The following is a 12241-nucleotide window of genomic DNA, read 5'->3' as shown; positions in this document are numbered from 1 at the left end:
TCCGAACGGGGAGACGGTGACAATTCATCATCGGGGGGCGCGCTGGCAAGGCGGCTCGGCCGCCCTATTGGCGCGACCTTGCGCGCGAAACACGAGCAGGCCACCCGCCGCGATACACATGAGACCGAGCGGCGCCCGCCCCCTTCGGCCGAGTAAGGCGATTCCCCCGCTCATCAGAGACAAGGGTATCGTTCCGATCTTCATATCGCCGACGATCCTGGTCAGCTGCGAAGCGACAAAGCCCGAAGCGAGACTGACGCGGAGAATCGATGGATCAGCCGCGACAGCCGGGGATAAGGCAGGAATGTTTGCGCCGTAGCTGCCAACGCTCAGATCAGATCGATCCGGAGATAGAGGCACGCCGGCGGTGGTGTCGGCCATGACCGCTCCTCGCTGCCCCTGCGGCAACTCTGCACCGGTTGTCGTGTCTTTCGCCGTCTGATGCTCTATTTCCGCGTTGAGTTCGGCACCAAGCAATATGACGAACGCCGCGACGTACAACCACATGAGGAACGAGACGACCGCGCCCAAAGCACCATATGTGGCGTTGTAGCCCGCGAAATGGCTTACATAGAGGCCGAACAGGAGGGTCGCGATCAGCGTCCCGAAGCTTGCGAACAGTGAGCCGGGCGTGAGCCATGTCCAGCGCGCATGTTCGCGGTCAGGGCCGAAGCGGTAGATGATGGCGATCAATCCGCTCGCCACCAGAGCCGTTGCGATCCACAAGCCCACGGTGACGATGGGTCCAACCACACTCGGTAGCTGGATGAGACCACCGATCAGGGTCATCGCACTGATTGTAAAGAGCGCGACGATGGTGACCAGCACCGCGCCGAGTGTGAAACCGAATGCCAGGCCATAAGTCCGGACGATCGAGCGGGTTTCGCGCTCACCATAGGTGATATTAAGCGCTTCGATGATCGATGTCGCGCCCCGCATCGCCCCGTAAAGTGCCAACAGGATCGCGACAACAAGCCCGATCGAAGTCCGCGTGACGGGTGTCGCGGTCATGCCCTTGAGCTGGTTGGCGATGATCTTGGCGGCATCCGCAGGCAACAGGCGGGTAAGCTCCGCGACATGCGTGGCAACGTTTGTCGGGTTGGCGACGATGCCATAGACGAGCACGACGGCTGCCAGCAGCGGGACAAAGGCGAGAAAACTGTAGAAGGCCACGCCGGCAGCGAGCAGACTGAGATTGTCTTCTCCGGTCTGGGACCATGTGCGGACCAGGATGTCGCGCCAGCCCGATTTTGGAATATGCCAAAATTCTCGAGCCGATCTGCCGCGCGCACCGCTTTCGATGGTGGATGGAGGAATGTCCACGATGACGACAGCCTTCCGAGAGCGTTTTCACGGCAAATAAGATGAAGCTCAGCCCGCCGTGCTATGGTCGACGCCATCTTCTCAACGAAGATCCTGCGGATAAGGGGCCAGGCGCTCTGCTGGGGGCACACAAAGGTGATTATAATCCGTCGATAGCCCTGGCATGGCGACGAGGTGAAGGTGAACTCGGCAAACCGGGACGATCCGAGAGAGACTCCGTCTTATTACGGGCGCCCTACCGCTGTGACGATGACCTCATCGATTTGTGATCAGAAGTAGGGCAGGCGTCGCAGAGCTCGGTGGCGGGTTCGATCGCGCAACGTTGACTTGATCACCATCGAACGGGCTGCATCGTAGGTGAGACGAGATTGCCTTGCACGCGCTGATCACATCATCCGCTGGCGCAGGTTGAACAGAATGACGAGCGTGCCCGACACCATCAACGCCACGATCAGCGCGGAAAACAGGATCAGCTGAAGGTCGTCGCGCGACGATCGGCTGAGACGGATGTGCAGGAAGAAGCGGAAGTGCACGATCACCTGTGCCAGCGCGAGCGCAAACAGGACTGCCAACGTCGTCGTGGCGGCAAAGCTCTGCCAGCGGATCGCGGCGAAGGCGGCGCAGGTGAGCAGCAGCGCCAGACCATAGCCGATCAGATAGGATCGAATCTCGCCAGCCTTGCCAGTCTTGCGTTCGCTCACCGGATCAGCCCCTGTAGGTAGACGATCGTGAAGATCGCGATCCAGACAATATCGAGGAAGTGCCAGAAAAGGCCCAGTCGCAGGATGTTGAGCTTCACGCGCGCGTCCGGCCCAAACACCGCGAGCTGCACCATCATGACGACGATCCAAAGGCTGCCGAACAGTACGTGCAGCCCGTGCAGCGGCACGAGCGCGAAGAAGGCCGAAAGATAGCCGCTGCGCATCGGCCATGCCCCGTCACCGACCATCGTCGCGAAATCGTGCAGCTCGAACCCCAGGAAGGCGAGGCCGAGCAGCAGCGTCACGAACAGCCAGCCGAACAGACCGCGGGGCCTAGCGTCGTGCTTCATCGTGATCGACGCCATGCCGAAGGTCAGGCTGCTGGTCAGCAGGAGCAGCGTTTCGATGAACGCCGGGCCGATCTTGTACTCGGCAGTCGGCGTAGGACCGCCAGCGGTCGCGGACAGCATCACGCCGTAGGTGGCGAACAGCAGCGCGAAGATCACCGCGTCGCTCATCAGGAAAACCCAGAAGCCGAATAACCCGGTCTCGGCCTGCTCGTGCGAGATTTCGCCGGTGCCACCAAGATTGAGACCGGTGTGCCTAAGCTCGCTTGAGGTCATGCTGGCACCTGGGCCAGGCCCTGATTGGCCGGGGTCGTCTCGATCTCGCGCGGAATGGCACGCGCCGCCGAGACAGTCCGCAGCCATCGTTCCGTTTCGCGTTCGACTTGCGCCGCTGGGACGATGCGGTGGACGTCGCGCACGAAGCTGCGCGCGATCACGGCGACGATGACCGCCAGCGTGCCAAGCGCCGCCAGCCACCAGATGTGCCAGACCAGACCGAAGGCGGTCGCCGCGCCGACAATGCCGATCACCGGGCCGGTCGCGCTGTTGCGGGGAAGCTCGATGTCCCCGTAGCGCGCGGGCGCCGCATAAGCGGCCCCACTACGCTTGCCATCGAAGAAGGGATCACGGCCGGCAACACTCGGGACGACAGCGAAATTATATTCGGGCGGGGGCGCCGCGATCGACCATTCGAGACCGCGGCCATCCCAAGGGTCGCCCGCGGCGACGCGGTTGGCGTCGCGCTCGCGGATGCTCACCCAAAGCTGGACGAACAACGTCGCCAGCGCCGCCAGCAGGATCAGCGCGCCGATCCCGGCGACGTAGAGCCACGGCCGGAAGGCAGGCTCGAAAAAAGCCTGCGTCCGTCGCGCGGCGCCTGCGGCTCCGAGCACATAGAGTGGCATGAAGGCGAGATAGAAGCCGACCACCCAGCAGGAGAACGAAATCCGTCCCCACTTCTCGTTGAGTCGGAAGCCGAATGCTTTCGGGAACCAATAATGCGTTGCCGCCAGCATTCCGTAGAGCAGCCCCGGGATCAGCATATTGTGAAAGTGCGCGACCAGGAACAACGTGTTGTGGACCAGATAGTCGAGCGGAGGGAAGGCGAGCAGGATGCCGGTGAAGCCGCCGAGTACGAAGGTCATCATGAACGCGAGCGAGTAGAGCATCGGTACGGTGAAGCGCACCTCGCCCCTGAACATCGTCCAGATCCAGTCGTAGATCTTGACGCCGGTCGGCACCCCGATCGTCATCGTCGCGATCCCGAACACCGCGTTGAGATCGGCGTTCTGGCCCATCGTGAAGAAGTGATGGACCCACACAGTGAACGACAGCACCGCGATCGCCATCGTCGCCAACACCAGCGAGGTGTAGCCGTACAGCTCTTTCGACGAGAAGGTCGAAACCACCTCGGAATAGACGCCGAACGCCGGCAGGATCAGGATATAGACCTCGGGGTGACCGAACAGCCAGAACAGGTTGGCGTAGTTCATCATGTTGCCGCCGAGATCGTTGGTGAACAAGTGGAAGCCCAGATAGCGGTCAAGCGCGAGCAGCGCGGTCGCGACGGTGAGCGGCGGCATCGCGAAGATCATAAGGATGCTGGTGCATAGCGAGGTCCAGACGAACAGCGGCATGCGCATCAGGGTCATGCCCGGACAGCGCATCTTGTAGATGGTGACGGCGAAGTTGAGCCCGGTCAGCGTCGATCCGATCGAACCCAGCGTCACCGCCCAGATCCAATAGTCCGGCCCGACGTCGGGACTGAAGGCGAGCTCGGTGTAGGGTGGATAGCCGCTCCAGCCTCCGGTCGAGAAGCGGCCGATCACGAGGCTGACCATCATCAGCCCGGCAGCGCCTCCGGTCAGCCACAGGCTGATCGAGTTGAGCAGCGGGAAGGCGACGTCACGGCTGCCGATCTGGAGCGGCATGACATAGTTGATGATCCCGGTGAGAAACGGCATCGCCATGAAGAAGATCATGATGCTGCCGTGCGTGCTGAACAGCTGCGCGAAATGGTCGGGCGCGATGAAGCCGGGCGTATCGATCGCGCTTGCCTGCTGCATCCGCATCAGCACAGCCTCGATCACCGCGCGGGCAAGCATCACGAAGGCGAGCACGACATACATGATACCGATCTTTTTATGATCGAGGCTGGTCAGCCATTCGGACCAGAGCGGCCGCCAGGCGCGATAGACGGTCAGCAGCGTCGCGAGCAGGATCGCGCCGAGGATGACGACCGAGGCTGCGCCCGCGCCGATGATCTCGCTGATCGTGGGCGTCTCCCACGCGCGGACGAAGGGGAGGGCAGTCCAGGTAAAACGGCCAAGAATGGCGGACCAGATGCCATCGGTCATCTCGCCGGCCCCTGTGATCGGGTCAGGATGGTCTTGAACAGTCTGGCCGGTGCCGCCGAATAGTAAGCGGGCCGGGATAAGACGGATTTGCGAAACAAAGGGGCCTCGGCCGCGGCATCGAGCGGCGGCGCCTGGGTGCGCACGACAGCGATCCAGCGATCATAGTCAGCGGGCGAGAGCGCCACGACATCGAACTGCTCGTTCTGGAATCCCTGCCCGTTGAACTGCGTATTTTCGCCGCGATAGACGCCGCGCCGGCTCGCCTCGAGATTGAGCTGGGTAGTCATCCCCGCCATCGCATAGATCTGGCCCGCCAGCTGCGGCACGAGCAGCGACTGCATCACCGTCCCGCTGGTAAGACTGATATGGATGGGTCGCCCGATCGGGATCGCCAGCCGGTTCACCGTCGCGATATGCGCGTCCGGGTAGATGAACAGCCACTTCCAGTCGAGCGCGACCGCCTGCACCTCGAGCGCGGGTTGGCTTGATGGCAGGCGCCGGTAGGGATCGAGCTTATGCGTGTAGTGCCAGAGCACGAAACCGAGGCCGATGACGATCCCGGCCGGCGGGATCCAGATAAGCCCTTCGAGCGGCCAGGAGAAATCCCATTTCGGCCTGAACGCGCTACGCTTGTTCGACAGCCGATAGTGCCAGGCAATGATCGGCACGAGCAGCAGGACCGGGCCGGCCACGAACACCAGCACGGCACCGACGATCAGGTAGAGGTGCCATTGGCTCGCGGCGACGGGTCCGGCATGGTTGACAACACCCAGCTTGAGGACGCTGCATCCGCCCAGAAGAGCAGGGGGCAGTAACGCGAAGGGTACGATCCGCCTCGCCGGGCAGGTCATGCGCCCCCCCGGGTGATCACCGGGCCGGACAGGAACAATGCCGTGTTTATCAGTCCGATATGCGTCAGCGCCTGCGGGATGTTGCCGATCAGCTGGCGTGTCGGCACATGATATTCCTCGCTCAGTAGACCGACGTCGTTGGCGAGCGAAATGACACGTTCGAGCATGGCTGCCGCCTCATCGTCGCGGCCCTGCAGCTTGTAGCAATCGGCCAGCCAGCATGAGCAGGCGAGGAACGCGCCCTCGGCAGGCTCGTCGGATCCGGCCATCTTACGACGAACCAGTCCGCCGTCCACCAGGTCGCGCTCAATCGCAGCGATCGTGCTTACGATGCGGGGGTCTGTCGCGGGCAGGAAATTGACCAGCGGCAGCAAAAGCAAGGAGGCGTCGAGCGTGGTGCTTCCGTAATGCTGCACGAAATGCCCGCGTTCGATCGAGTATCCGCGTTCGCAGACAGTCGCGTGGATTTGTGTGTGCAGCGTCTCCAGCCGCGCGATGAGGCTTCGATCCACATCCGGGCTGTCGCCATGTGCCTTCAAGAAGCGATCGATGCCGACCCAGGCCATCACCTGCGAGTAGGTATAGCATCGGGGCGTGCCGCGGCTTTCCCAAATGTCCGCGCCGGGTTGATCCCAGGCCGTTTCGAGGTGACGGACGATCGCGGTTTCGACCTCGATCACGCGCGCCGTGCGATCGATCCCCGCTTTCGCCGCCACGTCGAAACTGTCCATCAGCTCGCCGAATACGTCGAGTTGAGTCTGGCCGGAGGCTGCGTTGCCGACGCGGACGGGTCGAGCGCCCTGATAGCCGGAAAGTGCCTCCACCTCCCATTCGGGTAATCGGCGCGAACCGTCGATCCTATAGACGATCTGCATCGTCGCGCAGTCACCGCCGATCGCACGAAGGATCCAGTCGCGCCATCGCCGCGCTTCATCGTGGAAGCCCGCGTTGAGCAAGGCGCTGAGCGTGAAGGTCGAATCGCGCAGCCAGCAGTAACGATAATCCCAATTGGCTCCGCCGCCGGGTATCTCGGGAAGGCCCATGCTGGCCGCGGCGATCATCCCGCCGGTGCGCCGGTCGACCAGCGCACGCAACGTGACCAGCGAGCGCTTGACCGCGATGGGCCAATGGCAAGGGCGATCGAAACGATCCGCCCAATCGCGCCATTCGCGTTCGGTCGTAGCGAGAGCCGCGTCGGGGTCAACGCTCCTTGAAACGGCCTGATCGGACGGAGAATAGGTGAGGATGAAGACGAAACGGTCGCCTTTGCCTACCGTGAACTTGGCTGCGGCCTCGCCATCGCCGAGACGCAACTCCGCCGCGCTGTCGAACTTTACGCGATCAGGGCCGATCTCCGCGCAAAAGCCGGTCTCGTCGGCGCGAAGCCAAGGCGCGATCTGACCGTAGCCAAAGCGCAGCCGGAGGGAGAGCGAGACCGGCACCTCGCCTTCCAACCCCTCAACGATGCGAACGAGCGTCGATGGACCGTCGTGCCAGGGCATGAAATCGATAATCCGTACCGCCGCGCGGTCGCATGTGAAGTCGGTCTCCAGGATGGTCGTGTCGCCGCGATATCGGCGCGTGATCGCTGTCACAACGGCATCGGGAGCAATCCGCCAATGGCCGTTCGTGTCGTCGCCGAGCAGGGCGGCGAAACACGCGTCGCTGTCGAAATTTGGCCAGCACAGGAAATCGACCGATCCGGTGGAGGCGACAAGCGCGCTGGTCCGCCCGTCACCGATGAGCGCATAGTCGCCAATCGCCGACGTCATCGCAGTCCGGCGCCGTCAGCAAGGGGAGCCGCGCGGTACGACGACCGCCGACCCTGGGAATGCCATCGTGACATCAAGATGAGGCACTCCAGGCGACGGCCATGCCGTCTCGTGAGCGCTCTATCATCTCCTCCAGATCGCCGTCGTAGAGCGAATCGGCCACGTCATTCGAGAAGATCTCCACGACCCAGGGCTTGTCATAACCGGTCGCTCGCGTCGCATTGATGAGAGCGGGCAGGGGGATCGCTCCGTCGCCAGGCACGATGCGGTCGGCGAACGAGCGAGGCAGCCGCCAGTCGCTCGCCTGTACGGTGAAGATGCGATCGCCAGCCCGTCCGATTGAGGCTTCGACATCGGGATTTTGCCAGATATTCCAGTAATCGAGGCAAAGCCCGACATGGTCGCTGCCGCTTCGGTCGATAATCTCGAGCGCTTGGTCGATCGTCCAGATCGCGCTTTCGACATTCACCGATGTCGGATTGAGCGGCTCGATTGCCATCAGGACACCGTGATCGGCCGCGACCCTTCCGAGATCGCCCAGTTTTCGGGCGGTTATGGCCATCGCATCTGCCATATCTCCCTTTGGATGCGCCCCGACGTTTGTGATGAAGGGGACGCCCGGGGCGTAAGGTGCCAGGCGTTCGATCGATGCTCTCAGACACGCGACACGTTCATCCAGGGCCTTGGGCGTCGGCATCATCCGGCTGCCGAAGAAGGTACGGACCCTTGGCTGGATTCCGCTGATGCCAAGCCCGGCAGCCGCAATCGACTGCATCTGCTCGGCGAAACGATCGTCATCGAGTTTCGCTTCGACCACCTCGATCGTGTCCACGCCGAGCCGAGCGTATCGCTCCACGTCTTGGTCGAACGACCATGGCATCGTGGTGAACTCGCTGATGCCAAAGGCAAAAGGCAGCTTAGACATCAACGCAAATCTCCTCGCTGCTCAATGCGTGGCACGAAGGAACGGGTCCGCTCCAAGATCGCTTTCCTCTCGAAACGGAGCACATTGCATGGCGATCGAGACGGCACTGGATGCTCATGCGACCATCGGTGAGTCGCCAACCTGGGTCGAAAGTGAGCGGGCGCTCTACTGGATCGACGTCAAGGCGCCCGCGCTTCACCGTTTTCGTCCCGAGGACAATTCTACGCGAACCTGGAGGGTGACGAGCGATATTGGCGGCTTCGCGCTGACTGAAGGGGGCGGGGCAGTCGTAGCGCTCCGGGAGGGTCTGTACCATCTCGATCTCGACAGCGATGCGCTCCATCTTCTCGCACCGTCCCCGTTCGATCCCGCGCTATTCCGCTTCAATGAAGGCGCGTGCGATGTTGCTGGTCGGTTCTGGATCGGCGTGATGTTCGATCCGCTCGAGGGCTCACCGCCCGGGCAGCAAGGCGCGCTGCACAGCTTCACGCTGGCGGACGGCCTGCGTTCCGAAGCGGACGCAGCCGAACTGCATAACGGCATGGCGTGGAGCACGGACGGCAAGACCTTCTTCCTCTCCCACAGCAACAAGGGTCAGATCATCGCGTTCGACTACAAGGTGGACGGCGGTCTCATTTCCAATCGCCGGGTTTTCGCTGTGGTCCCGAAGGAGCAGGGCATTCCGGACGGCGCCGCGATCGACACCGATAACGGTTACTGGTCGGCTCTTCATGGCGGCGGGGTATTGAGGCGGTTCCATCCCGACGGCACGGTCGACCGTGACGTCGAATTGCCCGTGAGCCAACCGACCATGCCGGCCTTTGCCGGCGAGGCACTCGACAGGCTGTATGTCACCAGCGCGTCGGACGGTATTACCCCGCACGACAAATCGCGGGAGCCTTTGGCCGGAGCCCTATTGCGTCTGGACGTAGGGTGTCGTGGCGCGTTCCGGCCTTATCTCGTACGCTGATTCGAACGCTGCTCAGGCATAATAACGCACGAGCGCTCGGCGTAGCATGCGATCCTCGAGCGAGTAGTAAAGCGCGATCATGTCATCGATCACCACCGTGGAGGCCGCAAAGGCGATATCCGTCGCGTCGCGGTCTTTGGCCGGTGGCGGGAGGAGCAGCGGTTCCAGACCGCGCCCGGTGACACGCGTGAAATCCGGGTCGAAACTGATCCAGCCGATCCGCCAACGGGCATCATGGGTTGCGCCGTTGTAGAACATGACGGGATCTCGTCCCTCGACGTTAGTCATTGGCCCGGTCGACAGATGCCAATTGTCCCAGCTGTCCTCGCGGATTCCGAACGGGTCCGGAAGCACCGACCACGGCCCCTCTGGCGCCGGTGCCCCCGCCATCCCGATCCGCGAGGCATTGTTGGCGGCATATTCGTAGAACAGGCGCCAGTCTCCATTGGCAGTCTGGGCGAGGGTCGCCTCCTTGATGTTGCCCTCGCATGGTGGCGCTTTCAGCACCAATTCGCGCTTCGTGAGCGATTTCAGGTCCGGACCTTCGGCTAGGATCATCGATCCCTGAGTGCGGGCAGCATCGACGCCGGTATAATAAACAAGATAATTGCCGCCGAACTGGAGGACGGTCGGATCCTCGCATCCACCGGCATCGTCAGCCATCGGACCCGGAACGATAGCGAGGTCGGGGTCCATCACAAACCGCAAGCCGTCATCGCTGGTGCCGCAAGCTATGATGCCGGTCGGATCGGTCGGGCCCAAGGGACAGGGGACGCCGCGGACCATGGCGCGGTACAGCGGACCTTCCTTCCAGACAAACGGACTCATCATGTCCATGCCGTCGATCGTCGAACCTTTGGCAACGATGACGGTGTCGAGTTGCTCAACCGCATAAGTCGCCATGTTCAGGCGCCTTGGGCGACGGTCAGCGACAGCGCGCCGTCGATCGTAACAGTGGTGCCCGTGATATAGTCCGCAACGGGAGATAGCAGGAACGACACCAGATCTGCTACCTCTTCGGGCCGCCCTGCGCGACCCCAGGGTATCGCCGCTTCCTTGGTCTTCAGCTCGGCAGGATTGTCGATCGCCGATTCGTTCATTGGCGTCAGGATCATGCCGGGGGCCACGCCGTTGACGGCGATGCCCTTGGGCGCGAGTTCCAGGGCCAGTGTGGCGGTCAATTGCGACAAGCCGCCTTTGGCAGAATCATAATCGACGCCGCCGGCCCGGGGCGCTCTCTCGTGGATGGAAGATATGTTGACGATCCGCCCCTTGGTGTCCGTGTCTTCCAGAGCGCGAACGAAGCGCCGGCAGGTCAGGAACGGGCCGTAAAGATCCGATCGCAGAACGCGGTCGAATTGCGCTAGGGCCATGTCGACGATCTTGACGCCGCTCATGTTGAGCCCCGCGGAATTGACCAGCAGTGCGACCGTTCCGAAGGCCTTTTCGGCAGCCGCAAACAATGCTTCGACTTCCGCCTCGTCGCCGACGTCGGTTTGAACGGCGATCGCACGGGTTTCGTCCCCGATAGAGCGGCAGACCGTGTTCGCAGCATCGGCGTCTTTGAAATATGTAATGACGACACGAGCGCCGGCCGCGCTCAACGCTCTCGCGCATGCCGCGCCGACACCGGATTCACCCCCGGTGACGATCGCGATTTTGTTATCGAACATGGCATTGTCCTGACGGATAAAGCGGGAGGCGGGCTACCGGCGGTTGCCGCGCGGATTTGGATGCTTTGAACGCACAACGGTTCGAAAGGCGATCCAGGGCTCGTGCCCGAGAAAAAATCAGTCGCGAGCATTGGATGTCTCCCTACATCGGGAGGAACGAAGCCGCGCGTGATCGCTTGAGAGCGGCATGCCGTCATTGTTACATCTGTTCCTCACCGGACTTCTGATCGCGGCGGGCATGGCGTGGAAGACGGGCTGGAGTCTGGTGCTCGGCTTTGCGATTTCCGCCGTGCTCCAGGTCATTGTGTCGGCTGATCGTTTGCGAGACCTGCTTGGAACCGACCGTGCGAAGTCGATTGCGATCGCCTCGGCGGCGGGCGCGGCGAGCTCGAGCTGCTCCTATGCCTCGGCGTCGATCATGCGGACCTTGTTCAAGAAAGGTGCGGCGCTCGGCCCCAGCCTTGCCTTCCTGGTCGCCTCGACCAATCTCGTGCTCGAACTGGGCGTGATCCTGTGGCTGCTGATGGGCTGGCGCTTCATGGTCGCGGAGTGGGTCGGCGGAACGATCCTCATCATCCTGATGGTGCCGATCGTGCGTTTGGCGATCCCCCGCAGTCTGATCGACGCCGCGCGAGTTCACGAGGAGACGGGACAGGGCCACGACCATGGCGGGATGAAGCTTGAAGGTGGCAACTGGCGGGAGCGCCTGCGCAATCCGAAGGCACTCGGCATGATCGCCCAGGCGTTCGTCATGGAATGGAAGATGCTGTGGAAGGATCTTCTGGCGGGATTCCTGATCGGCGGTGTGCTGGCGGCGTTCGTGCCCGATGGCTTCTGGCAAGGACTCTTTCTGGCCGGCGCGCCGGATTGGATCCGCATTCCTGCGGATGTCCTGATCGGTCCCATTGTGGCGATGCTGACCTTCGTCTGTTCGATCGGCAACGTGCCCCTGGCGGCGATGCTATGGGGTGGCGGCGCGAGCTTCGGCGGCGTCATCGCCTTCCTCTACGCGGATCTGATCGTCCTTCCGCTGATCGATGCCTATCGCCGCTATTTCGGTTGGCGCATGGCGCTGGCGATCGCGGCGGTGCTGTTCGTTTCGATGGCGGGAGCGGCCCTGATCGTCAGTCTCGGTTTCGGACTGCTCGGTCTGACGCCCGCTCCCATGGGCGGCATCCGCGCCGCCATGACCGATTTCTCGTTCGATTACAGTTTCTGGCTCGACTGCCTTGCCCTCCTTCTCGCGAGCTGGCTGTTCGTGCTCGCCCGCCGACAACCTGCGGGCGATCATCACCATTGTCACTGAACTGAGGCAAAATACG

General features: G+C 62.5%; 11 protein-coding genes. 2 read left to right on the top strand and 9 right to left on the bottom strand.

Annotation, left to right across the window (positions count from 1 at the left end):
- Positions 1-27 precede the first annotated feature (27 nt).
- The 7 genes from HZF05_RS13995 to HZF05_RS13965 all read right to left on the bottom strand — a co-directional run bounded on the left by HZF05_RS13995 (position 28) and on the right by HZF05_RS13965 (position 8276).
- Positions 28-1323 (bottom strand): YhjD/YihY/BrkB family envelope integrity protein, encoded by a 1296-nt coding sequence (locus HZF05_RS13995; protein WP_160363790.1) that lies wholly within the window; start codon positions 1321-1323, stop codon positions 28-30.
- Between the two features lie 386 nt (positions 1324-1709).
- On the bottom strand, positions 1710-2024 hold the full coding sequence (cyoD, locus tag HZF05_RS13990; RefSeq protein WP_160363789.1) for a cytochrome o ubiquinol oxidase subunit IV: 315 nt from the start codon (positions 2022-2024) through the stop codon (positions 1710-1712).
- Positions 2021-2647 (bottom strand): cytochrome c oxidase subunit 3, encoded by a 627-nt coding sequence (locus tag HZF05_RS13985; RefSeq protein WP_160363788.1) that lies wholly within the window; start codon positions 2645-2647, stop codon positions 2021-2023. Before HZF05_RS13985 ends, cyoD begins: the two co-directional genes overlap by 4 nt.
- The gene (locus HZF05_RS13980) at positions 2644-4728 is read right to left on the bottom strand and encodes a cbb3-type cytochrome c oxidase subunit I (protein WP_160363787.1); all 2085 of its coding nucleotides are present in this window, start codon (positions 4726-4728) and stop codon (positions 2644-2646) included. Before HZF05_RS13980 ends, HZF05_RS13985 begins: the two co-directional genes overlap by 4 nt.
- Positions 4725-5579 (bottom strand): cytochrome ubiquinol oxidase subunit II family protein, encoded by an 855-nt coding sequence (locus tag HZF05_RS13975; RefSeq protein WP_160363786.1) that lies wholly within the window; start codon positions 5577-5579, stop codon positions 4725-4727. The genes HZF05_RS13980 and HZF05_RS13975 overlap by 4 nt, the downstream gene beginning before the upstream one ends.
- Positions 5576-7351 carry a glycoside hydrolase family 15 protein gene (locus tag HZF05_RS13970; protein WP_160363785.1) on the bottom strand — a complete coding sequence of 592 codons (1776 nt, stop codon included), beginning with the start codon at positions 7349-7351 and terminating at the stop codon, positions 5576-5578. The genes HZF05_RS13975 and HZF05_RS13970 overlap by 4 nt, the downstream gene beginning before the upstream one ends.
- A 73-nt stretch (positions 7352-7424) precedes the next feature.
- Positions 7425-8276, bottom strand: a complete 852-nt coding sequence (locus HZF05_RS13965; protein WP_160363839.1) for a sugar phosphate isomerase/epimerase family protein — start codon at positions 8274-8276, stop codon at positions 7425-7427.
- Between the two features lie 88 nt (positions 8277-8364).
- Here HZF05_RS13965 and HZF05_RS13960 point away from each other — a divergent pair, with 88 nt between their 5' ends.
- Positions 8365-9246, top strand: coding sequence for an SMP-30/gluconolactonase/LRE family protein (locus tag HZF05_RS13960; RefSeq protein WP_160363784.1), 882 nt, complete (start codon positions 8365-8367; stop codon positions 9244-9246).
- A gap of 12 nt (positions 9247-9258) precedes the next feature.
- Here HZF05_RS13960 and HZF05_RS13955 read toward each other — a convergent pair whose 3' ends face one another.
- The gene (locus HZF05_RS13955) at positions 9259-10149 is read right to left on the bottom strand and encodes a glycoside hydrolase family 130 protein (protein ID WP_160363783.1); all 891 of its coding nucleotides are present in this window, start codon (positions 10147-10149) and stop codon (positions 9259-9261) included.
- Positions 10150-10151: 2 nt separating this feature from the next.
- Positions 10152-10919 (bottom strand): SDR family oxidoreductase, encoded by a 768-nt coding sequence (locus HZF05_RS13950; RefSeq protein WP_160363782.1) that lies wholly within the window; start codon positions 10917-10919, stop codon positions 10152-10154.
- 187 nt (positions 10920-11106) lie between these two features.
- Here HZF05_RS13950 and HZF05_RS13945 point away from each other — a divergent pair, with 187 nt between their 5' ends.
- Positions 11107-12225, top strand: coding sequence for a permease (locus HZF05_RS13945; RefSeq protein ID WP_160363781.1), 1119 nt, complete (start codon positions 11107-11109; stop codon positions 12223-12225).
- Positions 12226-12241 lie beyond the last annotated feature (16 nt).

Source organism: Sphingomonas chungangi (assembly GCF_013778325.1).
Classification (GTDB): domain Bacteria; phylum Pseudomonadota; class Alphaproteobacteria; order Sphingomonadales; family Sphingomonadaceae; genus Solisphingomonas; species Solisphingomonas chungangi.
Note: the sequence above shows the minus strand (reverse complement) of the source record. Positions and strands in the feature narration are given on the sequence as shown.

Coding starts and splice junctions, on each gene's coding strand:
- HZF05_RS13985 (WP_160363788.1), bottom strand. CDS start 2,647: ATGACCTCAAGCGAGCTTAGGCACACCGGTCTCAATCTTGGTGGCACC.
- HZF05_RS13980 (WP_160363787.1), bottom strand. CDS start 4,728: ATGACCGATGGCATCTGGTCCGCCATTCTTGGCCGTTTTACCTGGACT.
- HZF05_RS13975 (WP_160363786.1), bottom strand. CDS start 5,579: ATGACCTGCCCGGCGAGGCGGATCGTACCCTTCGCGTTACTGCCCCCT.
- HZF05_RS13970 (WP_160363785.1), bottom strand. CDS start 7,351: ATGACGTCGGCGATTGGCGACTATGCGCTCATCGGTGACGGGCGGACC.
- HZF05_RS13965 (WP_160363839.1), bottom strand. CDS start 8,276: ATGTCTAAGCTGCCTTTTGCCTTTGGCATCAGCGAGTTCACCACGATG.
- HZF05_RS13960 (WP_160363784.1), top strand. CDS start 8,365: ATGGCGATCGAGACGGCACTGGATGCTCATGCGACCATCGGTGAGTCG.
- HZF05_RS13955 (WP_160363783.1), bottom strand. CDS start 10,149: ATGGCGACTTATGCGGTTGAGCAACTCGACACCGTCATCGTTGCCAAA.
- HZF05_RS13950 (WP_160363782.1), bottom strand. CDS start 10,919: ATGTTCGATAACAAAATCGCGATCGTCACCGGGGGTGAATCCGGTGTC.
- HZF05_RS13945 (WP_160363781.1), top strand. CDS start 11,107: ATGCCGTCATTGTTACATCTGTTCCTCACCGGACTTCTGATCGCGGCG.